Annotated in this window: 15 protein-coding genes; 14 read left to right on the top strand and 1 reads right to left on the bottom strand. The window is 75.5% G+C overall.

Going from position 1 to position 24,695, the window contains the following annotated elements; genetic code table 11:
* Positions 1-43 precede the first annotated feature (43 nt).
* From EV378_RS01820 to EV378_RS01755, 14 genes are read left to right on the top strand one after another with little or no spacing between them, the layout of a single operon-like run.
* The gene (locus tag EV378_RS01820; protein WP_132421021.1) at positions 44-5,650 is read left to right on the top strand and encodes an AMP-binding protein; all 5,607 of its coding nucleotides are present in this window, start codon (positions 44-46) and stop codon (positions 5,648-5,650) included.
* Positions 5,651-5,669: 19 nt separating this feature from the next.
* Positions 5,670-6,941 carry an MFS transporter gene (locus EV378_RS01815; RefSeq protein ID WP_132421020.1) on the top strand — a complete coding sequence of 424 codons (1,272 nt, stop codon included), beginning with the start codon at positions 5,670-5,672 and terminating at the stop codon, positions 6,939-6,941.
* A complete protein-coding gene (locus EV378_RS01810; protein WP_132421019.1) occupies positions 6,938-7,159 on the top strand; it encodes an MbtH family protein in 222 nt (73 codons plus the stop codon). Before EV378_RS01815 ends, EV378_RS01810 begins: the two co-directional genes overlap by 4 nt.
* Positions 7,156-11,637, top strand: coding sequence for a non-ribosomal peptide synthetase (locus tag EV378_RS01805; RefSeq protein ID WP_132421018.1), 4,482 nt, complete (start codon positions 7,156-7,158; stop codon positions 11,635-11,637). Before EV378_RS01810 ends, EV378_RS01805 begins: the two co-directional genes overlap by 4 nt.
* On the top strand, positions 11,634-12,464 hold the full coding sequence (locus EV378_RS01800; RefSeq protein WP_132421017.1) for an alpha/beta fold hydrolase: 831 nt from the start codon (positions 11,634-11,636) through the stop codon (positions 12,462-12,464). Before EV378_RS01805 ends, EV378_RS01800 begins: the two co-directional genes overlap by 4 nt.
* 2 nt (positions 12,465-12,466) lie before the next feature.
* On the top strand, positions 12,467-13,162 hold the full coding sequence (locus EV378_RS01795; RefSeq protein WP_243653218.1) for a class I SAM-dependent methyltransferase: 696 nt from the start codon (positions 12,467-12,469) through the stop codon (positions 13,160-13,162).
* A gap of 12 nt (positions 13,163-13,174) precedes the next feature.
* Complete coding sequence (locus EV378_RS01790) at positions 13,175-14,455, top strand: diaminopimelate decarboxylase (protein ID WP_132421016.1); 1,281 nt, start codon at positions 13,175-13,177, stop codon at positions 14,453-14,455.
* Positions 14,452-15,555 carry a pyridoxal phosphate-dependent aminotransferase gene (locus EV378_RS01785; protein WP_165922101.1) on the top strand — a complete coding sequence of 368 codons (1,104 nt, stop codon included), beginning with the start codon at positions 14,452-14,454 and terminating at the stop codon, positions 15,553-15,555. The genes EV378_RS01790 and EV378_RS01785 overlap by 4 nt, the downstream gene beginning before the upstream one ends.
* Positions 15,552-16,364 carry a 2,3,4,5-tetrahydropyridine-2,6-dicarboxylate N-succinyltransferase gene (locus tag EV378_RS01780; protein WP_132421014.1) on the top strand — a complete coding sequence of 271 codons (813 nt, stop codon included), beginning with the start codon at positions 15,552-15,554 and terminating at the stop codon, positions 16,362-16,364. Before EV378_RS01785 ends, EV378_RS01780 begins: the two co-directional genes overlap by 4 nt.
* Positions 16,351-17,109 carry a thioesterase II family protein gene (locus tag EV378_RS01775; RefSeq protein WP_132421013.1) on the top strand — a complete coding sequence of 253 codons (759 nt, stop codon included), beginning with the start codon at positions 16,351-16,353 and terminating at the stop codon, positions 17,107-17,109. Before EV378_RS01780 ends, EV378_RS01775 begins: the two co-directional genes overlap by 14 nt.
* 8 nt (positions 17,110-17,117) lie before the next feature.
* Positions 17,118-18,425 carry a beta-ketoacyl [acyl carrier protein] synthase domain-containing protein gene (locus EV378_RS01770; protein ID WP_207908546.1) on the top strand — a complete coding sequence of 436 codons (1,308 nt, stop codon included), beginning with the start codon at positions 17,118-17,120 and terminating at the stop codon, positions 18,423-18,425.
* Positions 18,418-21,495 carry an SDR family NAD(P)-dependent oxidoreductase gene (locus EV378_RS01765; protein WP_132421011.1) on the top strand — a complete coding sequence of 1,026 codons (3,078 nt, stop codon included), beginning with the start codon at positions 18,418-18,420 and terminating at the stop codon, positions 21,493-21,495. The genes EV378_RS01770 and EV378_RS01765 overlap by 8 nt, the downstream gene beginning before the upstream one ends.
* A 38-nt stretch (positions 21,496-21,533) precedes the next feature.
* Positions 21,534-22,469 carry a methionyl-tRNA formyltransferase gene (locus EV378_RS01760; protein ID WP_132421010.1) on the top strand — a complete coding sequence of 312 codons (936 nt, stop codon included), beginning with the start codon at positions 21,534-21,536 and terminating at the stop codon, positions 22,467-22,469.
* Positions 22,466-23,785, top strand: coding sequence for a SidA/IucD/PvdA family monooxygenase (locus tag EV378_RS01755; RefSeq protein WP_132421009.1), 1,320 nt, complete (start codon positions 22,466-22,468; stop codon positions 23,783-23,785). The genes EV378_RS01760 and EV378_RS01755 overlap by 4 nt, the downstream gene beginning before the upstream one ends.
* Before the next feature lie 175 nt (positions 23,786-23,960).
* On the opposite strand, the gene EV378_RS01750 is transcribed toward EV378_RS01755, so the two are convergent.
* The gene (locus EV378_RS01750; RefSeq protein WP_132421008.1) at positions 23,961-24,614 is read right to left on the bottom strand and encodes a class I SAM-dependent methyltransferase; all 654 of its coding nucleotides are present in this window, start codon (positions 24,612-24,614) and stop codon (positions 23,961-23,963) included.
* Positions 24,615-24,695 lie beyond the last annotated feature (81 nt).

The following is a 24,695-nucleotide window of genomic DNA, read 5'->3' as shown; positions in this document are numbered from 1 at the left end:
CCTGCGACCACGGCCCCGACCACACGAGACGAAGGAGACGACGGTGCGCTACGGCCCCCCGCTCGCGGTCATCTCGGCCGCGGTGACCGCACCGCGGCCGACCGCCGCATGGCGGGCCGCCGCCGCGGACGTGCCCGGCGGTGAGCTGGTCCGCGTCGACGGTGAGACGCCTCGATACACCGTCGACGCCGTCCGCGCCGAGCTCGAGATGCGCGTGCTGGAGACCGGGAGGTGGGCCGCGGCCGTCGTCGGTGGGCTGGACCGGACGGTCACCGTCGTGGCGCCGCGGAGCCCGGGTACCGAGCTGGACGCCTACCGCGTCCTCGTCCGGCTGGCCGGCGGCGACGCACCCGGGTCCCGCCCGGCGGCGGCGGTGCGCGAGCGGTTCACGCCCCGGCACCGCACCCGGCTCGCCGTCGACCCGCGGCGGTTCGCCGACCGGCTCGAGGAGCTGGTCGCGCACGCGTCGCCCGGACGGCTGCGGGAGTTCCCCGGGGAGCGGATCCCGGACCCGGCCCTGCTCCACGGCCCCGACGAGGACGGCGGCTCCGCGCTGCTGCACCGGCCGTGGGCGCTGCCCGACCCGCCCGGTGTGCGGGTGCTGGAGCACACCGACGACCCGGCGGGCCACTACCCGCTGGCCCTGCGCCCGGACCCGGACGGGACCTGGTGGATCGAGCACGCCGCGGGCGTCGTCGACCCCGCCGACGTCGCGTGCCTGCGCGAGCGGCTGGAGTCCGGGACCGCCCCGGCCTCGCCGCCCACCCGTCCGCGCCCGCTGCACGACGTGATCGCCGCACGCCTGACCGCCGATGCGGACCGCACGGCCGTGCACGACGGCGCCACCGTCCTGACCTACGCCGACCTGGACCGCCGCTCCGCCGCCGTCGCCGCGGCGCTGCGCGCGGCCGGGTGCGGCCGCGGTGACGCCGTCGGGCTGCACCTGCCGCGCTCGGCGGACGCCGTCGTCGCGATCGTCGCGATCCTGCGCGTCGGCGCGACGTACGTACCCCTGGACCCGGACTTCCCGGAGGCCCGGCTGCGCGACGTCGCGGACCGGACGGCGCTGCGCGCGGTCGTGCGGGCCGGGACGCCGTTCGCGTGGTCCGACGCGCCCGGTGTTGACGTCCGCGGATGCCGGGACGTCGACCCGGCGTCCGTGCCGTGGGAACCCGTCGGCGACCTCGACGGCCTCTACGTGCTGTTCACGTCCGGCTCGACCGGGCGGCCGAAGGGCGTCCTGCACACGGTCGGGGCGATCAGCAGGCTGGTCGCGTACCACCTGTCGATCCGCAGCGGACCGGGCGCGGTCCTGCAGTTCGCGACGCTCAACTTCGACGTCGCGAGCCAGGAGATCCTGACCGGGCTCGCGGCGGGCAGCCGGATCGTCGTCACCCCGCCCGCGGCGCGCCTCGACCCGTCCGCGCTGGTCGCCGTGCTGCGCGACGACGCCGTGACCGAGTTCTTCTGCCCGCAGGTGCTGCTGCAGGAGGTGTGCCGCGCCGCGTTGCGCGAGGGCGTCCGCCTGCCCGCGCTGCGCCACGTCTACCAGTCCGGCGAGCCGCTGGTGATGAACACGTGGCTGGAACGGTTCCTCACCGCGAACCCGGCCGTCACGCTGCACAACCACTACGGGCCGACCGAGACCCACGTGATCACCGCGTGGCCGCTGCCCCGGCGCGGTCGGCGTCCCGGACCCGTCGATCTGGGTCCGCTGGCCACCGGCAGCGGCGGCCACGTCCTCGGGGCGGACCTGCGGCCGGTCACCGGCGGCGAGGTCGGCGAGCTGTACGCCACCGAGCCACAGGTCGCCCGCGGCTACGTGGCCGACCCGCGGCTGACCGCCGCGCGGTTCGTGCCGGACCCGGCGGGCGGCGGCGGGCGGATGTACCGCACCGGCGACCTGGTCGTCGACGACGGCCACGGTGCCCTCGCGTTCGTCGGCCGGTCCGACTTCCAGACCAAGATCCGCGGCCACCGGGTGGAGCCGGAGGAGGTCACCGCCCGGCTGCTGGAGGTGCCCGGCGTCGACAACGCGGCGACGTTCGTGACCCGCTCCGAGGCGGGGGAGAACCGGCTGGAGAGCGTCGTCGCAGGTGGCTCGGCCCCCGCCGGACTGCGCGAGCGCGCGCTCGACCACCTTCGCGCGCACCTGCCGGACTACCTCGTGCCGTCGTCGCTGGCGGTGGTCGACGCGATCGCACGGACGGCCACCGGCAAGATCGACCGCGCGGCACTCGTCGCGGACGACGCGCCACGGGAGTCCACACCGGACGCCCCGGAGACGCCGGCCGACCCGGTCCGTCGCGCGTGGACCGACCTGCTCGGCGGGCCTGCCGGCCCGGACGACGACTTCTTCGCGCTCGGCGGGTCGTCGATCACCGCGATGCACCTGGCCCGGCGGCTGCACGACGAGACCGGCGTGCGGATCGGGGTCGCCGACGTCGTCGCCCACCCCCGGCTCGACGACCTCGGCGCGCTCCTCGCGGAACGCGCCGCCGAGGACGGCGGCCGCGACGGGGACCGCGCCGTCCTTCGCGACGACCCGGAGCAGGCGCACGCTCCGTTCGGGCTGCTCGACCAGCAGCAGGCGTACCTGATCGGCCGCGATCCCGAGTTCGACGGCGGCGACGTCGCCTGCCATCTGTACCTGGAGTACGCGGGGCAGACGATCGATGTGGCCCGCCTGGAGCGCGCGCTGCAGCAGGTCGTCGCGCACCACCCGATGCTGCGCACGGTGTTCGACACCGCGACGTTCACCCAGCGCGTGCTGTCCGACGTGCCGCCGGTGCGGATCGAGGTCGTCGACGGCGGCCGCGAGGCGCTCGCCCGCATCCGCGACCGGATCTCGCACGAGCAGCGCGCGTTCGACGAGTTCCCGCTGTTCACGGCCGTGGTCGTGCGCGGCGACGGCCGCGTGTGGCTCTGCCTGAGCCTGGACGCGCTGCTCGTCGACGCGCGCAGCGTCCGCCAGATCGTGCGGGACTGGGAACGCGCCTACGCCGGCACGCTGGAGCCGGACCCGTCGCGGCCGACGTTCCGCGACTACGTCGACACCGTCACCCGCTGGCGGGCGGGCGACGGCGCGGCCCGCTACCGGCGGGCCCGCGAGTACTGGCAGCGCCGGGTGCCGGAGCTGCCCGCGCCGCCCCGGCTCCCGACGACCGACGGCAACGGCCCGCCCCGGTTCGTCAACCGCCGTCACGTCGTCGACGCCCGGCGGTGGTCGGCGGTCAAGGCGCACGCCGGTGGGTACGGCCTCACCCCGAGCGGCGTGCTGCTCGCCGCGTACGCGGCCGCGCTGGCGCAGTGGGCCACCCACGGACGGTTCCTGCTCAACGTGCCCCGCTTCGGCCGCGAGGACGTCCACCCGCGCGTCGACGAGATCGTCGGCGAGTTCGCGTCGTTCGACCTGCTCGACGTCGACACCACCGGGAACCCGTCGTTCGCCGGTCTCGCCGCCCGCGTCCAGCGCAGGCTCACCGAGGACCTCGACCACGGCGAGCTGTCCGGCATGGAGGTGCTGCGGGAGCTGCTGCGCCACCACGGCGCGCTCGGCGCGGCCGCCGCCCCGGTCGTGTTCACCAGCGAGCTCGGCGTCGGCGACGGGATCGGCACGCTGTTCGACGGGCGGCTGCGCCAGGTCTACGCGCTGAGCCAGACCCCGCAGGTGTGGATGGACCTGCTGGTCGGCGAGGAGGACGGCGCACTCGTCGTGCGCTGGGACGTCGTGGAGGACCGGTTCCCGGACGCGGTCGTCGACGGGATCTTCTGGCTGCTGGTCACCCAGGTGCACGCGCTGGCCGACGGCGCGGCGTGGGTCGAGCCACCGTTGCGGGCGGTGTCCGGGGACCGTGCCGCCGACCGCGGCCGTGCCGCGCCGGCGGGCGCTCCCGGCCGGGTGCTCGACCGGATCGCCGTGCACGACCCGGCCCGGGTCGCCGTCCTGGACGGGCGGGACGGCGGCGTCCGCAGCCGGGCCGAGCTGCTCGGAGCCGCGGGCGCCGTCGCGGCCGGGATCCGCGCCGTCGTCGCCGACGAGGACCTCCGCCCGGTCGCCGTGGCCGTCCCGCCGGGCCAGGACGGGGCCGCCGCCGTGCTCGGCGTGCTGGCGACCGGGCGCCCCTACCTCCCGGTGGACGTCGAGGACCCGCCGGCGCGGATCGCGACGCTGCTGCGGCGGACGCCCGTCGCGGCCGTGGTGACCGACCTCGCCGAGCCGTCGTGGACGTGCCCGGTCGTCCCCGTGCACGGCCCCGCGGCGGTCCCGCTCGCCGCGGACGCCACCCCGGACACGGCGGCCGTGCTGTTCACGTCCGGCTCCACCGGCACGCCGAAGGCGGTGCCGGTCCCGATGCGCGGCCTGGAGGTCTGCGTCGCGGAGACGATCCGGATGACCGGGCTGTCCACGTCGGACCGCAGCCTCGCGCTGGCCCGGCCGCACCACGACCTGTCCTTCTTCGACCTGCTCGTCGTGCCCGCCGCCGGCGGCGGTGTGGTGTTCCCGGGGGCGCAGCGCGACCCCGCACGGTGGGCCGAGCTGGTGAGCAGGCACCGGGTGACGGCCGTGTGCGCGGTGCCCGCGGCCGTGGAGATGCTGCTGGACGGCGCCGCCGCCACCGGTGCCTGCCTCACGTCGTTGCGGACCGTCCTCACCGGCGGCGACTGGGTGCCGCCGGAGCTGGTCGCGCGGCTGCGCCGGGCCGCGCCGGCGGTGCGGGTCTGGAGCATCGGCGGGCCCACCGAGACGACCGCGTGGAACATCGCCCACCGGATCTCCGACGACGGCGTCCCGCCCGGCTGGACGACCGTCCCCTATGGACGGCCGCTGCCCGGCACCTGCTACCGGGTCGTCGACGCCCGCCTCGACGACCGCCCGGAGCGTGCCGTCGGCGAGCTGATCGTGTCCGGGCCGGGTGTCATGGCGGGGTACCTGGGGGAGAACTCCGGCCCGTCGCCGCTGGTCACCGACCCGGCCACCGGAGAGGTGTTCTACCGCACCGGTGACCTCGGCGCGTTCCGCGACGGCCTGGTCGAGTTCCACGGCCGGGCCGACCGGCAGCTGGAGATCCGCGGCAGGCGCATCGAGCCGGGTGAGGTCGAGTCGGTGCTGCGCGAGCACGACGCCGTGTCCGCGGCCGCTGTGGTGCCGATCGTCCACGACGGCAGGGCCCACGGGCTGGCCGCGTTCGTCACCGCAACGGCGCCCGTCGACGCCCTGATCCGCTGGCTGGCCGAGCGCCTGCCCCGCCATCTGGTCCCGAACCGCATCGACGTCGTCGGCGAGCTGCCGCGCAACCGGGCCGGGAAGGTCGACCGGACGCTGCTCACCGACCGTGCCGCGACACGCGCACCGGACGTCACGGAGCCGGACACCGACCCGCTCGCCCGGCTGGTCCGCGACATCTGGGCCGAGGAGCTCGACCTCGCCGACGTCGGACCGGAGGACTCGTTCTTCGAGCTCGGGGGCGACTCGATGACCGGCTTCAAGCTGATCGTCGCGCTGCGGGAGGTGTTCGGCGACGAGGTCCCGGTCTCGATCCGGACCCTGCTCGAGTCCCGGACCGTCGCCGAGTTCGTCGCGACCCTGCGCGACCACGAGCGCTCCGCGGACTTCGCCCGGGTCGCCTCCCTCTACGCGACGACCTGACGAGGAAAGGAACCCGACCATGACGTCCGCACCCCGGAGCTTCCCCTGGTGGCTCGTCGGGCTGTTCCTGGCGATCTTCAGCTTCTTCACCGACGACTACATCATCGCCGGGATCCTGCCGGACGTCGCCGCGGGGCTCGACGTCAGCGAGCCGGTCGCCGGACAGCTGGTGACCGTGTTCTCGCTGACCGTTGCCGTCGCGACGCCGGTCGCCGGGTTCGTGTTCGCGCGGACCGACCGGCGGAGGCTGGTGCTCAGCGCGATCGCGCTGTTCGTCGTCGCCAACGCGCTGGCCGCCGTCGCCGACGGCTACGCCGTGCTCGTCGGCCTGCGGGTGCTGGCCGCGCTGGCCGCGGCCGCCGCCCTGCCGGCGATCTTCGCCGCGGCCGCGGACCTGGCCCCGGACGACCGCCGAGGCCGCTACCTCGGGTCGCTCTCGGTGGCCGTCACCGGTGCCGTCGCCGTCGGCGTGCCGCTCGGCGCGTGGATCGCCGTCACCTGGAGCTGGAACGCGACGTTCGCGTTCATGGCCGTCGCGGGCGTCGTCGCGCTGGCCACGGTCGGCGCGACGTTCCCGCGCGTCGAGGCGCACCCGCCGACCCCGTTCCGCGACCAGGTGCGGGTGCTGGCCTCGCGGCAGATCTCCGCGGCGCTCGTCGGGGGCGCCGCGGCGGTCATGGGTGGGATCCTGATGATCACCTACCTGGCGCCGTACCTGGTCGCGCTGCTCGGACGCGACGACGTCCGCGCGCCGGTGTTCGCCGTATTCGGCGTCGCCGCGACCGTCGGCGTGTTCGGCGGCGGCTGGTCGGTCGACCGCTTCGGCGCGAACCGCACGCTGGTCGGCGGGATGGCCGCGTTCATCGTCCTGATGGCCGGGCTGACGCTGCTCGGGTTCGCCGCGCCGATCCCGCTGCTCGCGTTCGTCCCGCTGGTGGTCGTGTGGGGCGCGCTCGCCTACTGGAGCGCCACCGCCGTCCAGGTCCGGCTGCACGCGCTCGCCGGCCCGATGACCGCGCAGGCACTGGCCATGAACTCCAGCCTCGGCACGCTCGGCGTCGCGGTCGGTGCCGCGATCGGCGGCGTCGTCCTCGACATGGGCGCGGTGCTGCTGCTGCCGCTGGTCACCGCCGTCGCCTGCGCGACCGGCCTGCTCCTGCTCCTCTACGCCTTCCGCGGGGCCGGCGCGTCCGGCGACCCGGTCCTGCAGCACGCGTCCGACGACCACTCCGACCGCACCGACAGCACCGACAGCACCGACAGCACCGACCGCACGGGGGACCCGACATGAATCCGTTCGACGACGAGTCCGGCACGTTCTACGCCGTCGTGAACGACGAGGACCAGTACGCGCTCCTGCCGACGTTCGCCGAGCTGCCGTCCGGCTGGACGGTCGTGCACGGGCCCGCACCGCGCGGGGAGGTGCTCGACCACATCGAACGGACCTGGACCGACATGCGCCCGCGCAGCCTGCGGGAGGCGATGGCCGCGGAGGTCGATCACCGGTGACCGGGATCGCGGACGTTCTCGCGCTCACCCCGCTGCAGCGCGGGATGCACGCGCTGCACCTGGTGTCCGCGGAGGCGGGCGAGAGCGAGATCTACACCGTCGAGCTGGTACTCGACCTGGACGGCACGCTCGACGTGGCCCGCCTGCGACGCGCCGTGACGACCGTGCTGCGGCGCCACCCGAACCTGGCCGCGACGTTTCGCTCGGAGGGGCTCCCGCACCCGGTCGCGCTCGTCCCGGCCGAGCCGGACGTGCCGTGGCGCGAGGTCGACGCGACGCCCGACGAGTTCGCCGCGCTGCTCGAGCACGAGCTGCGGACCGCGTTCGCGCTCGAGTCGGCCCCGGCCTGCCGGGCCGTGCTGGGCCGGCTCGGCCCGGACCGGCACCGTCTGGTGTGGACGTTCCACCACATCGTCGTCGACGGGTGGTCGATCCCGCTGCTGTGGGACGACCTCGCGGCCGCCTACCGGGCCGACGACCCGTCGTCGCTGCCGGAGCCGGCGCCCTACCGCGACTACATCGCCTGGCTGCAGGGACAGGACACCGACGCGGCGCGCGATCACTGGCGCGCCGTTCTCTCCGATGTGGATGGTCCGACGAAGGTCGGGATCCCGACGGCGGGCGACGCGGGCCACCCGTCGCTGACCATGCGCTACCTGGACGGCGAGCCGCTGGCCGCGCTGCACCGCGACGCCGCCGCGCTCGGCGTCACGATCAACACGCTGGCCCAGGTCGCCTGGGCGATCCTGTTGCACCGCATCACCGGCCGGACGGACGTGACGTTCGGCGGCAGCGTGTCCGGGCGCCCCGAGCAGGTGCCGCGGATCGGCGAGATGGTCGGGCTGTTCACGAACACCGTGCCGACCCGGGTCCGGCTCGTCGCGGGCGAGCCGGTCGGGGAGCTGTGCCACCGGGTGCAGCGCGAGGGCGCGCTGGCCAGGACCCACGGCTACCTGCAGCTCGGCGAGCTGCAACGACAGGCCGGCCGGGGCGAGCTGTTCGACACGATCCTCAGCTATCACAACGTGCCCAAGGACGCGTCCGGCGGCGCACGCGAGCTCGGCGACGGGCTGGTGATGCGACCGGTCTTCATGGACGGGTACACGCACTACCCGCTCGTCGTCGCGCCGTTCGAGCTGGACGGCAGGCTCTACGTCAACGTCGACACCCGGGCCGGTGCGCTGCCGGACGGCGTCGACCCCGGAGAGCTGGGGGAGACGTTCCTGCGGACCGTCACGGAGATCGCCGCCGCGCCCTCCCGCGAGTTCCGGGCGATCGGCAGGCGGCACGAGGCGCCGGTGCCCGACACCGGGCGGGCCGTCCCACCGGCCGGCATCCACGAGGTGTTCGCCGCCGTCGCCGCCCGGCAGCCGGACGACGTCGCCGCCACCGACGCGCTCGGGTCGCTGACCTACGGCGAGCTCGACGCATGGGCCCGCCGGATCTCGGCCGACCTCGCCGCGGCGGGTGTGCGGCGGGAGGGCCGGGTCGCCGTCGCGATGGACCGCACGGCCGGCTACCTGGCCGCCGTGTTCGGCGTGCTCGGCGCGGGCGGCGTCGTCGTCCCTCTCGACGTGACCGCCCCTGCCGAGCGGAACGCGCTCATCCTCGACCACGCCTCGGCCGCGGTGCTGCTCACGTCTCCCGGCATCGAGCCGGCCGCAGGCCCGGCGGTGACCCGGATGACCGTGCCGCCGCGCCCGGACCCGTCCGAGCCGGTCCGGTTCGAGCCGCTCCCTGCGCTGCCCGGCCAGGGCGCCTACGTCGTGTTCACGTCCGGGTCGACCGGGGTCCCGAAGGGCGTCGTCGCCACCCACGACGGCGTGCTCGCGTTGCTGCGCAACCACGTCGAGGCCATCTACCGGCCCGCGGGCGGCGACGACCGGCGGCTGCGCGTCGCGCACGGCTGGTCGTTCGCGTTCGACGCGGCGTGGCAGCCCCAGCTGGCGCTGCTCGCCGGTCACGAGCTCGTCCTGCTCGACGAGGACGACCGCCGCGAGCCGGACCGGTTGATCCGGGTGCTGCGCCGCCACGGTGTCGACATGCTCGACACGTCACCGTCGCTGCTGCGACCTCTTCGCGCCGCCGGGCTGCTCGACCACGGCGGGCTGTCGGTGCTGGCTCTGGGCAGCGAGGACATCGCGGCCGACGTGTGGCGCGACCTCGCCGACCGGCCGGAGCTGCAGGCGCACAACTTCTACGGCCCGACCGAGACCACCGTCGAGGTGTTCTCCGCGCGGATCGCGCCCGGGTCCTCGCCCAGCGTCGGGCTCCCGGCGCGCGGGACGACCGGGCACGTGCTCGGCCCGGACCTGACACCGGTGCCCGCCGGGTTCGTCGGCGAGCTCTACCTCGCCGGTCCGCAGGTCACCCGCGGCTACGACGGGCAGCCGGCCCGCACCGCGGCGCGCTACCTGCCCGACGTGGCGGGCGGCGGCGGGCGGATGTACCGCACCGGTGACCTGGTGCGCCGCGACGCCGCCGGATCGCTCGTGTTCGTCGGGCGGGCCGACGACCAGGTCAAGATCCGCGGCTACCGCGTCGAGACCGGCGAGGTGGTCGCGGCGCTGCGCGCGCACCCCGGCGTGCGCGACGCCGTCGTCACGACCAGGGCCCGCGGCGCGTCCACGGTGCTCGTCGCCTACCTCGTCGCGGCCCACGACGGGCTGGACACCGCGGACGTCCGGGCATCGGCGACCACCCGGCTGCCCGGCTACATGGTCCCGGCCCGCGTCGTCGCGGTACCCGCGATCCCGACCGACGTGAACGGCAAGACCGACTTCCGGGCGCTGGCCGCGTTCGACGCCGACTCCGCGGCCGACGTCGCCGGACCGCGCACGCCCACCGAACGCCGGGTGCACGACGTCGTCGCGCAGGCGCTGGACGTCCCGGCCGTCGACGTCGTCGCCGACCTCGCCGACGCGGGTATCGACAGCATCACCGTGATCGGGATCGTGGCCGGACTGCGGCACGAGGGGATCGCGGTGTCCGCCAGGACCGTGCTGTCCGCTGGCTCGATCGCCGAGCTCGCGCTGCACGCCGACCGCGCACCGGAGCCGGACGACGTCCCGGAGGCCGCCGCGGGTCCGGTCCGGATGCCCGCCCTGGACTGGCTCGGCGTACTGGGCGCGGTGCGCCGCTACGCGATGACCCTGGTCGTCGCGCTGCCGTCGGACGCCCGGCCGGACCGGGTCGAGACCGTGCTGCGCGCCGTCGTCGCCGCGCACCCGCAGCTCGCGGGCACGCTGGTCCGGGACGGGGACCGTCTGACACTGGACGTGCCCGCCGACCCCGACCCGTCGGTGCCCGTGGCCCGCTACGACGTCCACGCACCCGTCGCACGCGCCGTCGCCCGGCTCGCCGGGCAGGCGTGGGACCGCCTCGATCCGGACGAGGGCCGGATGCTGGCGGCGACCCACGTCCGCGGCGCGGGCCTCGCCCGCCCACTGCTGGTGCTCGCCCTGCACCACGTCGTGTGCGACGTCGTCTCCTGGCACGTCCTGCTCGCCGACATGGCGGCGGCCTGGCGGTCCGTGGAGTGGGACGAGCCGGTCCGCCTGCCCGGCGAGACGACGCCGCTGGCCGCGTGGTCGCGTGCGTTGGACGTGCGGGCCGGGTCCGCGGAGGTGGCCGCGCAGCGGCCGTACTGGACCGGCGTGGCGGACAGGGTCGACCGTGCGCCGCGGCTCGGGAGCACGGCGTCGGCGACCTACCGGGACATGCGGGTGCACCGGCAGCGGAGCCCGGTCCCGGACTCCGGATCCTGCACCGTCGAGGTCCTGGTGCTCGCCGCCCTCGGCGCGGCGTGGGCGACCGCGCTCTCCGCCGCGGGCGGGCCGCCAGGGCACGGACCACCGGTCGCCCTGGAGGGCCACGGCCGGGTCGACGAGCTCGTCGAACGCGACGCCGGCACCCCGATCGACACCAGCCGCACCCTGGGCTGGTTCACCACCACGTTCCCGACGGTGGTCGGAGGGCCGGACGCGACGGCACCGACGGTCGACGAGCTGCGCCTCCCCGGCGCGGCGGAGGCCTGGCTGGGGACGGTGGCGGATGCGCTGGCCGCCGTGCCGGCAGGCGGCGCCGACGCCGGACTGCTCGGGCACGTCCCGGTCCCCGGCGGCTACGGGGTCCCGGAGGTGCTGGTCACCTACCTCGGGCGCGTGGACCGGATCTCCTCGGCCAGGGCGGTGGACGCCCGGCCGTGGACGGCCGTCACCGACCCGGGCGTCGTCGGTGAGGTGCCGATCGTGACCGAACCGGACATGTCCTGCCCGTTCGCGCTGGAGCTGTCCGTCGGCGTCCAGGCCGCACCGGAGGGATCCGTCCTGGAGTCGTACTGGCGCCATGTCCCGGCGCGCCTGGCCGCGGACGTCGTGTCCCGGCTGGCCGGTGCCTTCGACGAGGCGCTGGTGGCGCTGTCCGGAGGGACCGCCGCGGCGGTCACGGCCGCGGGAGGTGAGCGGTCATCGGCGTGACGGTGGAGCGGGGGACCGTGTCCCTCGCCGTGGAGGAGGCCGGGGCGGGTTCCCCGGTCGTGATGCTCATGGGCGCGGGCTCGCCGGGGCGGGTCTGGCAGGCCTACCAGGTGCCGGCCCTCGTCCCGGACGGGTACCGCGTGCTGCTGCCCGACCTGCGCGGCGTCGGTGGGAGCGCCGGCGCGGACGCGTCCGGACTGGCCGAGCTCGCCGACGACGTCGTCGCGGTGATCGAGGACCGCGTCGGCGGTCCGGCCGCTCTGGTCGGGACCTCGCTGGGCGCGCGAGTGGCCTGGGAGGTCGCGCTGCGCAGGCCCGACCTCGTCACCGGGCTGTGCCTGCTCGCCGTCCAGATGCGGGCCGCCGCCGTGTCCACCGTCCACGCCATGGCCCAGATCGACCTCGGGACCGGCCCGGACCGCCCGTCGCGCTCCGCGCGGGCGGCGCTCGGGGCGGCCGGGCTGTCGCCGGAGAGCCTCGCCGACGACCGGGACGCCGAGGACTGGTTCGACATGCTCGACATGGCCCCGTGGCCGATGCCGGACGGTGCGGTGGCCCAGTTCCGGGTCGCGATGGCCGACTTCCCGGCCGGTGCCCCGCGGTGCCCGACGACCGTCGTCGCGTTCGCCGACGACGCCGTGTGCCCGCCGCGACTGTGCCGCGAGGTCGCGGACGCGATCGGCCGTGCGCGGTTCCGCACCGTGGCCGCGGCCGGGCACCTCGGCTACCTGGAACGACCCGACGACGTGAACGCCCTGATCCTGGACTTCCTCCGGGATCTGTCCACAGACGAACCGAACACCGACGATCGAGGGGGACGACCGTGACCGTGAGCGGGGGAGAGCGCACCAAGGCCGAGGACCGGCGGATGCGGCGCCTGACGGAGTTCTACCTGTCCCGGGACGCTTCGGGACGGAACCTGTTCGAGATCTGGGAGTCCGGCGACGCGCGCGGTGACTCGATCACGCCGGCCACCTGCGACGAGGGCTACCGGCGCTGGATGCGCCGCCGTCTCGGCGAGCTGCTCGCCGGCCCGGAGGAGGGCCTGCTGAGCGTCGGCGCGGGCAACGCGGCGATCGAGGTCGACGTGCTCGCGGCCGGGCACCGGGTGATGGCCGTCGACGTGATCGCCGAGGCGGTGGACCTGGCGCGCAGCAAGGGGCTCGAGGCCGAGGTCGGCGACGTGCGCGAATGGCGGCCCGCCGAGCAGTGGTCGGTCGTGTACGCGGACGGGCTGCTGGGCCACGTGTACGACCCCGCGCAGGGGCTCGCCCCGGTGCTCGGGCACGTGCGTTCCTGGCTGCGGCCCGGTGGTGCGCTGGTGCTGTCCAACGACCGGCCGCCGACCGACGACCCGTCCGTGCCCGCCGGAGGCGTGCCCGGTTTCCACTGGCTGTCCACGCACTGCATCCGCGACGCCGCCGAAGAGGCGGGCTTCGTCGGGATCGAGTGCACCGAGTTCGTCTACGAACGTCCGGTGTCCGGACCGCGCACGCGCGCCATCGTCGTCGCACGGGCGGCCTGATCCCGGATGCCGATGAGCGAGGAGTTCGCCGGACGGCTGCTGCCGGTCCTCGACGAGATCGTCGAGCGGTTCGGCACCCCGTTCCACGTGTACGACGAGACCGGCATCGACGAGAACTGCCGGTCCTATCTGGACGCCTTCGCGGGCACCGACTTCCGCGAGTACTTCGCCGTGAAGGGCCTGCCGAACCCGACGCTGCTGCGCCTGGTGACCCGGCACGGCTTCGGGCTCGACGCCAGCTCGCCGACCGAGCTGGAGATCGCCGACCGCACCGGCGTGAGCGGCGACGGGATCTGCTTCACCTCGAACAACACGTCCGACGCCGAGCTCGCGGCCGCGCTGGAACGCGGGGCGATCGTCACCGCCGACGACCTGTCGGTGCTGCGCGCGCTCGCGCGGCAGCCGGTTACGCCGGGCCACCTGGCCCTGCGGATCCACCCGTCGGCGGCGGGCACCGACGTCGAGTCGCGGCTCGGGTCGGCGGAGTCCTCGAAGTTCGGCATCGTGCGCGCCGACGTCGGCGAGGCCGTGCGGCTGGCCATGGCGACCGGGACCGCGCGGATCGGCCTGCACATGATGCTCGGCTCCGGCCTGATGTCGACCGAGCCGTTCCTGCGCACGCTGGACGTCCTGCTCGACGTCGCCGACGAGATCCGCCGCGACACCGGCGTCGAGGTCGCGTCCGTGAACCTCGGCGGCGGGGTCGGCGTGGCCTACCACCCGGACGAGCCGCCGTTCGACCTCGCCGGGCTCGGCCGGGCGGCCACCGACCGGCTCGCGGAGTGGGAACGGGTCACCGGGCTGCGCCGACCGCGACTGCAGATGGAGTGCGGCCGCCAGGTGACCGGACCGCACGGCGTGCTCGTCACCCGTGTCCTGCACCGGATGCACAAGACGCGCACGGTGATCGGCGTCGACGGCGGCATGAACTGCCTGATCCGGCCCGGCATGTACGGCGCCTACCACCACGTCTCCGTGCACGGGGGAGAGGACCGGCCGGTCGAACGGGCCGACGTCGTCGGGTCGCTGTGCGAGAACAACGACAAGCTGGCCGTCGACCGGCCGATCCCGCGCGCCGACGTCGGCGACCTGGTGATCGCGCACGACACCGGCGCGCACGGGTGGTCGATGGCGTTCACCTACAACGGCAGGCTGCGCCCGCAGGAGCTGCTGCTGCACCGCGACGGGTCGGTGAGCAGGGTCCGGCGCGCGGAGACGGTGGACGACTACCTGGCCACGCTCGACTGCGCCTCCGACCGCATCCGTCCGCGTCCCGCGGTCCCGGCCCCGTGACCGCCGCGACGACCGCGCCGGGCCGCGCGGAGCTGCTCGACCGGGCCGACCGGTCGGGGTGGGCACCGATCGACCTGTCGCTCGGCAACGCAGGCGACCGGGCGCCCGTCGAGGGCTCTGCCGACCTGGGCGGATACCCGCTGTGCCGCGGCAGCGAGGAGCTGCGGCACGCCGTCGCCGCGATGTTCCGCCGTGACCTCGATCTCCTGGTCGACGCCGGCGACGTCGCGGCGTGCGCCGGGGTCAAGGAGTTCATCGCGACGACGCCGCTGCTCCTGCGCGGCCGGGAACCGCGCGACACGGTCCTCGTGCCGCAGCTCGCCTATCCGCCGTACCGGCACGGCGTACGGCTGGCCGGGCTGGTCGAGCACGCGGTGCCGACCGGTCCGGACGGGCGGATGGACCTCGCCGCGGTCCCGGAGGAGGTCGCCGCGCGGGCACTGATGCTGTGGGTGACGTCGCCGGGGAACCCGACGGGCGTCGTCGAGGACCTCAGGGCCGTCGTCGCCTGGGGCCGGGCACGCGGGGTCCCGGTGTTCGTCGACGAGGCCTATGTGGACCTGGTCTGGAGCGGCGAACCGGGATCGGTGCTGCGGTACGGGCCGGACGGCGTCGTCGCCGTGCAGAGCCTGTCCAAGTCGTTCGGGCACCCGGGTGCCCGCCTCGGCTGGTTCGCCGGCGACCCGGGGATCGTCGCCCAGCTGGTGGCCGCCCGGAGGGAGACCGGGCTGATCGCGTCGGCGCCGTCGCAGGCGCACGCGGTGGCGGTGCTGACGGCGGGCGCCGCGGCAAGGGCGCAGCGCCGCGAGCTCGTCGGAGCCCGGCTGGGAGACCTGGTGTCGGCGCTGCGGGACAACGGCATCGGCTGCCCTGACCCGCCGGGTGGGATGTTCGCCTGGGTTGCCGCACCCGACGGCGACGGCGACGCGTTCGCGCGCAGGCTCGCGACCGGCGCCGGGATCGTCGCCGCGCCGGGCTCCGGGTTCGGCGACGCCGGCCGCGGACACGTGCGGCTGGCCGCCGTCGCGGCACCGGGCCGGGTCGCCGCGCGCATGGCGCGATGTCAGTCCCTTTCGGACAGTGTGGAGGTTCTCCGATGACCGCTGCCGCCACGGCACTCCTGGACGAGGCCGACGAGCTGTGGGAGCGCCGGGACGCCCTGCCCGGCACGGCCACCGAGCGGGTGCGCGCGATGATCGAACTGGTGGACTCGGGGGTCGCGCGCAGCGCCCGGGTCGACGAGGCGGGCGACGTGGTCGTCGACGAACGCGTCAAGCGCGCGATCCTGCTGGCGTTCCGGTTGTTCCCGATGGCCGAGTCGCACGCGGGGGAGTTCCGCTACGTCGACCGGCTCCCGCTCAAGGCGCCCGCGGCCGGCGTGCGGATCGTGCCGGGCGGCATCGTCCGGTGGGGCGCCCACCTGGCGCCCGGGGTGACCGTGATGCCGTCGTTCACGAACATCGGCGCGTTCGTCGACGAGGGCACGATGATCGACACCTGGGCGACCGTCGGGTCCTGCGCCCAGATCGGCAAGCGGGTGCACCTGTCCGGCGGCTCCGGCATCGGCGGGGTGCTCGAACCGATCGGCGCGACGCCCGTCGTCGTGGAGGACGACGCGTTCGTCGGGTCCCGCGCGCTCGTCGTCGAAGGGGCGCGGGTGCGGTGCGGCGCCAAGCTCGGAGCCGGGGTCGTGCTGACCGCCAGCACCCGCGTGTACGACGTCGAGACCGGCGAGGAGCTGCCCCGCGGGGAGGCGCCCGCATGGTCGGTGTGTGTGTCCGGCACCAGGATCCGGTCGTTCCCCGGTGGCGACTTCGGCATGTCCTGCCTGCTGGTCGTGAAGCGGCTCGCCGAGTCGGAACGCCACGACAAGACGACCCTGGACGAGGTGTTCCGTGCGCACCGATGACGAGCGCTGGCTCCGCCGGTTCCACACCCCGCGGCGGGCGTCAGCACCGCCGCTGGTGATCTGCCCGCACGCGGGCACCGGCGCGTCGGCCTACCAGCCGTTCTCCCGGGCGTTCGGCGCGACGCACGCCGTGACCGTGCTGCAGTACCCCGGCCGTCAGGACCGCGCCGACGAGGCCGCCGCCACGACCGTGCCGGAGCTCGCCGGCCGCGCGCTGGACGCCTACGCCGCCGCGCCGGGCACCGCCGACCGTCCGGTGACCGTGTTCGGGCACAGCATGGGTGGCGTCGTGGCGTTCGAGTTCGCCCGCGCCGCCGAGGCCGCGGGCATCCCGGTGGCCTTGCTCGTCGTCTCCGCCGTCGTCCCGGCCGGCCGGGTCGCCGACCAGCCGGAACACCCCAGCGACGACGACGCGATCGTCGACCGGCTCGTCGCGCTGAACGGCACGAGCGCCGAGGTGCTCGCGAGCCGCGACATCATGCGCATGGCGCTTCCCGCGCTCAAGGCCGACTACGCCGCCGTCGACGCGTACTCCTGCCCGGCCACGGCGACGGTCGACGCCCCGATCCTCGCGCTCGGCGGGGACGCGGACCCGATCGTCACCCCGGGAGACCTGTACGGCTGGGCCGCCCACACGACGGGCGGCCTGTCGGTGACGCTGTTCGCCGGCGGCCACTTCTACCTGAACGACGACGTCGACCTCGTCGCGGGCGCGGTCGCCGACGCCGTCCCGGCCGTGCGGTGACCGGCTCGGTGACCGCCGCGGACCGGGTCGTCGTGGTCGGGATCGGCGTGGAGGCACCCGGTGGGATCACCACCCCGGCCGGGCTGTGGTCCGCGCTCACCGACGGCGCCGACATGGTCGGCCCGATGCCCGACGACCGCGGCTGGGACCTGGAGCTGCTCCGCACGCTCGGCGAGCGCGACGGCTGGGGCGCGGTGCCGGACGCCGGCGGGTTCCTCGACGGCGCCGCGCTGTTCGACCCGGCGTTCTTCGGCATCACGCCGCGGGAGGCGGTCGCGATGGACCCGCAGCAGCGGGTCGCGCTGCGTGTCGCCTGGCGGGCGCTGGAGCACGCCGGTATCGACCCCGCCAGGGCCGGCGGGCCCGGCACGGCGTGCTTCCTGGGTGCGCTGATCAACGACTACGGGCCGTCCATGGCCGTGCCGAACGAGCACAACGGCTACCTGCTCGGCGGCACGTCGCTGTCCGCGATCGCCGGGCGGGTCTCGCACTGCCTCGGCGCGACCGGCCCGTCGATGACCGTCGACACCGGCTGCGCGGCGTCGCTGACGGCCGTACACCTCGCCGTCAACGCGCTGCGGCTCGGCGAGTGCGAGCTGGCGCTGGCCGGCGGCGTGACGGTGATGGGCTCGGAGATGATGTTCGTCGAGTTCGCCCGCAACGGCGCGCTGTCGGCCACCGGCCGGTGCAGGCCGTACTCCGCGTGCTCGACCGGGACCGTGTGGTCCGAGGGCGCGGGCGTCGTCGTGCTGGAGCGGGAGTCGCGCGCGGCCGAGCACGGGCACCGCGTGCTCGGCCACGTACTGGCCGTGACCACGAACCACAACGGCGGCGGCTCCGCGATGACCGTGCCCGGCGAGGCGGGGCAGCGGCAGCTCGTCGGGCGGACGCTGGCCGCTGCGGGGGTCGCGCCGGAGGCCGTCGGGCTGGTCGAGGGGCACGGGACCGGCACCCGCGTCGGCGACCCGATCGAGCTGTCCGCGCTGGCCGCCACGTACGGGGCCGCCGCGGCCGGCCATGGCCGTCGCACGTCGTTGGGGTCGGTGAAGTCGAACCTCGGGCACACGCAGGCCGCCGCCGGAGTGATGGGGCTGGTCAAGGCGCTGCTGTGCGGCCGGCACGGGCGGATCGTCCCGACGCTGTTCGACGACGAGCCGGCGGACGGGATCGACGGCTCCGGACTGGAGCTGCCGGACCGGACGGCGCCGTGGGACCCGGTCGACGGCTGGCGGCGGGCGGCCGTGTCGGCGTTCGGGATCGGCGGCAGCAACACGCACGCGATCGTCGGGATGCGGGAGGGGGACGATCATGGGTGAGGCGTACCGGCTGCCCGACGGCTCGGTCGCGGTGCCGGTCGGCGCCGGGAGCGAGGCGGCGCTGCGGGCCGAGGCGCGGGCGATCGCCTGCTACCTCCGGGACCGGCCGTCGGTGTCGCCCGTCGACGTCGCGGCGACGCTCGCGCGCACCCGCCCGGTGCGGCCGTGGCGCGTGCTCGTGTCCGCGACGACGTCCGCGGAGCTGGTGTCCGCTCTCGACGCCGTCGCCGACGGCGTGCCGCACGAGCGGGTCGTCACCGGCGCGCGGGCGGCCGGACCGCGCCGGATCGGGCTGGTCTGTCCCGGCCAGGGCGCCCAGTGGCCCGGGATGGGCCGCGCGTTCCTCGCCGGCTCGGCGGCCTACCGGCAGGTCGTCGACGAGTGCGAGGAGATCCTGCGCCGCGAGCACGGCGTGTCGGTGCGCGGCTACCTGCTCGGCGACGTCGACCCGGACGGTCCGGAGGCGGGTGACGTGGTGACCGTGCAGCCCGCGCTGCTGACCCAGATGGTCGGGGTCGCCGCGACGTGGCGGTCGCTGGGCGTCGCACCGGACGCCGTGCTCGGGCACTCCCAGGGCGAGATCGCCGCCGCGCACCTCGCCGGCGCGATCACGCTGGAGGACGCGCTGCGCGCCGTCGTGGTCCGCGCGCGTCTCGCGTCCGTGTTCGGTCGCGACGAGCACCGGATGGCGTTCCTCGCCACGTCGCCGTCGCGGTGCGCGGCCCTGCTGGCGCGCACGGACGCGTGGGCCGAGCTGACCGTCGTCAACTCGCCGCAGGCGGTCTGCGTGTCCGGGGACCGGGCCGCCGTCGCGGGACTGGTCGCCGGGGCGGCCGCGGACGGCACGTTCGCCCGCGAGATCGCGGTGACCTACCCGGCGCACACGTCCCGGATGCACGCGCTGCGCGACGACCTGATCGCGGGCCTGCAGGCCGGGTGCACGGCGGCGCGGTTCGAGAAGCCGGTGATCGACTGCTTCACGTCGGCGCTGGCCGGGGATCCGTTGCCGGTCGACATCGAGCCGGGCCGCTACTGGTTCCTCAACCTGCGCAACGTCGTCCGCTTCGACCGGGCCGTCGGGGCGGCGCTCGACGCGGGCGTCGACCTGTTCGTCGAGGCCTCCGCGCACCCGACGCTCGCCGGCCCGATCGCCGACAACGCCGCGGCAGCGGGCGTGCCGGCCGACGTCGTGGCCACCTCGTCGCGCACGGCCGACGGGATGTCCGGCGTGACCCGCGCGCTCGCCGAGATCGCCGTCGCGGACTCCGGTTTCGACTGGGGGCTGCTGCGGACGCCGCCGCCCGGCCCGCCCCCGCTGCCGCTGGAGGACTTCCCGCACACCGTGCTCGACGAGCGTCCGATGTGGGCGGTGCGCGGTCCGGCGCCCGTTCCCGCGGCCGCTCCGCCGGCACCTGCCCCGGCCCCCGGTGATCGGCCGCGCCGGCTCGTCGAGACGTGGGTGCCGCTGCGGCGCAGGACCATGACCACCCCGACGCGCGTGACGCTCGTCGACCCGACCGGCCGGTGTGCTGACCTCGCGTCCGCGATCGCCGCTCAGGGCCCGCGGCACGGCTCCGAGGTCCGTGTCCACGACAGGCTCGGCGACCCCGGCTGCGATCCGACCGCCGACACCGTCCTCGTCCTGCTCCCGGCGGTGACCGGCGAGGCGACCGACGAGCTGGCCGGGTTCCTCGCGGCCGCGGACCGCTGGCTGCCCGCCGTCCGTGCGGCCACCCGCGCCTGGATCGTCACGACCGGCGGCGAGCGCGTGCGCGACGACGACGCGCCGGAACCGTTCGCGGCGGCCGCGGCGGTCGCCGCACGCTGTACGGCGGCCGACCACGGCGCCCGGCTCGCCCACCTCGACCTGGACGGCGGCACCGCCGACGGGGCTCTCGCCGCCGTGCACACGGCGGGAGAGGCCGAGCTGGCGCTGCGAGACGGTGTGCCGCACGCGAAACGGCTGGCCCGCGCCGACGAGACCACGGACGACGGCGACCTGGGCGAGGTCGTCGTCACCGGGGGGACCGGGCGGCTCGGCCTGGCCTGTGCGGCCGAGCTCGTCCGCCGCGGCGCCAGGCACGTCACGCTGCTCAACCGCTCCGGAGAGCACCCCGTGCTCCGCCCGGTCCTTGAGCCGATGCGACGGTCGGCGGCGACGGTCGATGTCGTGGCCTGCGACCTCACCGACCCGGACGCCGTCGACGCGTTCGCCCGCGCCCGAGAGCGACCGGTCACGCTGCTGCTGCACGCCGCCGTCGACTACGTGCACGCCGCCGACCCGGCGACGGCCGCGGCCGGGCTCGCACGGGCCGCCGCGGCGAAGGTGACCGGGTTCGAGCACCTCGTCCACGCGCTGCCGCTGGACCCGCACGCCCGGGTCGTGTGCTGCTCCTCGGTGGCGGCGACGTTCGGCGGGCCGGGGCTCTCGGTCTACGCGGCGACCAACCGCATGCTCGACACGGCGGCGGACCGGTTGCGGCGCATCGGCATCGATACCCGCTCCGTGCAATGGGGCGTGTGGCGCGGACCCGAGACCGACGCCGCCACCGGCTCCGACACCGACACCGACACCGACACCGACCACGGACGCATCCTGGCCGGGTCGGACGCGGCCGGGATCACCCCGATGGACGCCGGAGCCGCGCTGGACGCGGGGCTCACCGCCAGCCCGGGAAACAGCCTGGTGCTGTCCGCGGACTGGACCGTCCTGCGCTCCGTCACCGAGGTGCTCGGGACGCCGGAGCTGCTCGACCCGGCACTCGTCGTCGCGCCCGCAGCCGGCCCGGCCGGTGACCCCGCGCCGGACCCGGCCGGCGACCCCGCGCCGGGGCACGCCGTCACGCCGGACGGCATCCGCGCGGTCGTCGCCGGCGTGATGGGGCTGGCCGGTACCGACGCGCTCGACCCCGACACCTCGCTCGTGGCGCTCGGACTGGACTCGTTGCAGGCTCTCGAGCTGCACAAGGCGATGGCCCGCATGCCGGTGCCGGGACTCTCCGTCGCCGACATCCTGCGCGGCGCGTCGCTCGGCGACGTCGTCGCACGCGCCACGTCCGGCGCCCCGTGACCACCGACCCCGAGCCCGACCCTGACCCCGGGAGACCCATGCGCATCGTCTTCGTCGGATTCGCCACCTGGGGGCACCGTGCCCTCTCCGCACTCGCGCGATCCGGACACGAGGTGGTCCTCGCCGTGACCCAGCCACCCATCGACGACCCGTACTACGCCTACCTCAACGAGGACGTCGGCGCGCTGGCCGGCGACCTCGGCGTCCCGACGATGCACGCGCACCGGCTGAACGGCGAGGCGGCCGACGCCGTCGTCGCCGCGGACGCCGACCTCATGGTCGTGGCGAACTGGCCCAGCCGGATCGAGAAGCCGGTGTTCGGGGCACCGCGGCTCGGCACGCTGAACGTCCACGACTCGCTGCTGCCGCGCTATGCGGGGTTCGGCGCCCCGAACTGGGCGCTGATCAACGACGAGTCCGAGGTCGGCGTGACGGCGCACATGATGGACGACGGGTTCGACACCGGCGACATCGTCGCCCGGCGCGTCCTGCCGGTGTCCGACGAGGACACGGCGCTCACGCTCGTGGAACGGTCGCTCGACGTCGTTGCACCGCTGCTGGACGAGTCGCTGGACGCGCTCCTGCGCGGCCGCCCGACCGTCCCGCAGGACCCCGCGGAGGCCACCTACTTCCACCGCCGCCGCCACGAGGACAACCGCATCGACTGGACCCGCCCCGCCCGCGCGATCCGCAACCTCGTCCGCGCGCAGTGCGACCCGTTCCCGAACGCGCACAGCACGGTCGGGGACACCCCGATCGCGTTCCTCGACGTCAGCGTCACCGGGCGCCGGTTCGGCGGGACGGCCGGGCGGGTCGTCCGCGACGGCGACGACGTGGTCGTCGTCGCCGGTCCGGAGGCCCGGACCGGCCGCGAGCACGGCGTGCGGGTGAACCGGATCCGGACCGCGGACGGGACGGTCGTCGACACCCCGGCCGACGTGCTCCGCCCGGGCAGCCGTCTGGGGTCCGCGTGAACGGGGACATCGTCGTGGTCGGTGCCGGGCCGAAGGCGATGGCCGTCGCGGCGCGTGCCACGGTCCTGCGCGAGCTCGGCTACCGGGTCCCGGACGTCACGATCGTCGAGCAGCGCTCGGTCGCGTCGAACTGGACGTTCGCCGGCGGCCGGACGACCGGGCGTCAGCGCCTCGGCAGCTATCCGGAGAAGGACGTCGGCTACCCCTATGAGTCCGACGAGTTCGGCACGGACAACGCGGAGATCGACCGCCGTCTGTACCGCTACAGCTGGGTCACCTACATGATCGAGCGGCGGGAGTACGCCGGCTGGGTCGACCGCGGCAGGCCGCAGCCCCGGCACCGCGAGTGGGCGGCCTACCTGCGCTGGGTCGCCGCGCGGGTCGACCACCGGCTCGTGCACGGCCGGGCGACCGAGCTCGACGTCTCCGGCGACGGCTGGCGGGTCGCCGTCGAGAGCGGCGGGAGGCGCACCGAGGTGCGCGGGGAGACGCTCATGCTCACCGGGCCGGGGCCCGCGGAGAGCCGGTTCCCGCGCGACGTCGTCGTCGACACGCACGCGTTCTTCGTCGACGGACCGGGCGACGTGCGCCGCGACGGTCACGTCGCGGTGATCGGCGGCGGGGAGACGTCGGCGTCCATCGTGGAGGAGCTCGTCGCCGACCGCTTCGAGTCGATCACGGTGATCACGCCGGACCCGGTCGTGTTCAGCCGCGGCGAGGGGTTCGTCGAGAACCGCCTGTTCAACGCGCCGGAGCTGTGGGCGTCGCTGAGCGCCGACGACCGGCGCGCCCTGATCCAGCGGATCGACAGGGGGGTCTACTCCACCGACGCGCTGGAGCGGCTGGCCGCCGAACCCGGTGTCGGGCACCGGCAGGGTCGCGTCGTCGGCTGCGTTCGCGGCGACGACGGGGTCGCGCTCACGCTGCTCGACGGCCACGGCGTCGCGACGACCGTCCGGTTCGACGCCGTCGTCGACGGGGCGGCGTCGAACCGGCACTGGTTCCTGTCCGCGCTCGGTCCGACGGCCCGCGAGCGGCTCGCCGCGACGGTCGGCGCCGCGGAGCCGACGTTCGCCCTGATCGAGGAGCGGATCGATCGGCACATCGCCGTCGACGGTCTGCGGCCGCGCCTGGTGCTCCCGATGCTCGCCGGCTACGCCCAGGGGCCCGGGTTCCCCAACCTCACCTGCCTGGGCCGGTTGTCCGATCGCGTGTTGCGGCCGCTCGTCACCGAGCCCGACCGCACTCGAGCACGACCCGACGGACACGCCATGACGGACGCCGGTCCGGACGCCTGGATGGTGGCAACAGACTGAAAGGTCTGACGGCGTCCGGTCCTGAGCGCCGATTCCGCAGCGCGCGTGTGCTCCTGGGTGGTGCCGGTCGAGGACGGCAACGCCCACCGCCGCCATCCGTCGGCGTCCGGCGAGGCCGGTGCCTGAACCCGGCCGTCCGGGGCGACGCCACGTGCTCGGATCCGGTGATCGTGCGTCACCGGTGAGCCTCGAGGAACAGGTGCGGTTCCGGCGTCGCACCGGGGAAGTCCGGCCGGAACGTCGAGACCTCGTGACCGTCGACGACCAGTCCGGTGGCGCGGACGCGGTCGACGAACGTCTCCGCGTCGTAGCTGTAGGCCCGGACGGGCTGTCCGAGGAACGGGACGTCGAGCCCGTCGGCGTCGACCGGCACGGTCGCGAGCGAGAGCCGCCCCCCGGGCACGAGCCAGGCGGTGATCCGGGCGAGCGTGGCGTCGAGCTCCGGCCGCGGCATGGTCAGCACGGAGAAGTACGCGCACACCGCATCCCACGACGCCGCCGGGGACGCCCAGGTGCGGACGTCGGCGACCTCGAACGTCGCACCCGGCACCTGCTCCCGCGCGATCTCCACCATGCGCGGCGAGACGTCGATGCCGGTGACGCGGTGGCCGGCGGCGGTGAGGCGTTCGGCGACCGGCCGTCCGGTCCCGGAGCCGACGTCGAGCACGGCGGCGCCGCGGGGGAGTGTCGCGTCCAGACGCTCGACGGCGGAGTCGAGCGCGGGGAGGTCGCGGAACGCGCGTTCGTAGTCGAGACCGAGCGTGTCGAACGCCGCGACGGTGGCGTCGGCCGGCGTCACGTCCGTGAGCGGGGCGGAGGGGTCGGGCATACCGCCCATCCTTGACCCGGGCCGCCGCCGGGGCGACGGAAATACGTCCGGCCCTGCGGACCGGGCTCCGGTGTCGCCTGT

This window comes from Pseudonocardia endophytica, assembly GCF_004339565.1.
GTDB lineage: Bacteria > Actinomycetota > Actinomycetes > Mycobacteriales > Pseudonocardiaceae > Pseudonocardia > Pseudonocardia endophytica.
Note: the sequence above shows the minus strand (reverse complement) of the source record. Positions and strands in the feature narration are given on the sequence as shown.

Excerpts from the sequence above, each read along its gene's own strand:
- EV378_RS01750 (WP_132421008.1), bottom strand. The coding sequence starts at position 24,614 with ATGCCCGACCCCTCCGCCCCGCTCACGGACGTGACGCCGGCCGACGCC.
- EV378_RS01760 (WP_132421010.1), top strand. The coding sequence starts at position 21,534 with ATGCGCATCGTCTTCGTCGGATTCGCCACCTGGGGGCACCGTGCCCTC.
- EV378_RS01790 (WP_132421016.1), top strand. The coding sequence starts at position 13,175 with ATGAGCGAGGAGTTCGCCGGACGGCTGCTGCCGGTCCTCGACGAGATC.
- EV378_RS01765 (WP_132421011.1), top strand. The coding sequence starts at position 18,418 with ATGGGTGAGGCGTACCGGCTGCCCGACGGCTCGGTCGCGGTGCCGGTC.
- EV378_RS01810 (WP_132421019.1), top strand. The coding sequence starts at position 6,938 with ATGAATCCGTTCGACGACGAGTCCGGCACGTTCTACGCCGTCGTGAAC.
- EV378_RS01815 (WP_132421020.1), top strand. The coding sequence starts at position 5,670 with ATGACGTCCGCACCCCGGAGCTTCCCCTGGTGGCTCGTCGGGCTGTTC.
- EV378_RS01780 (WP_132421014.1), top strand. The coding sequence starts at position 15,552 with ATGACCGCTGCCGCCACGGCACTCCTGGACGAGGCCGACGAGCTGTGG.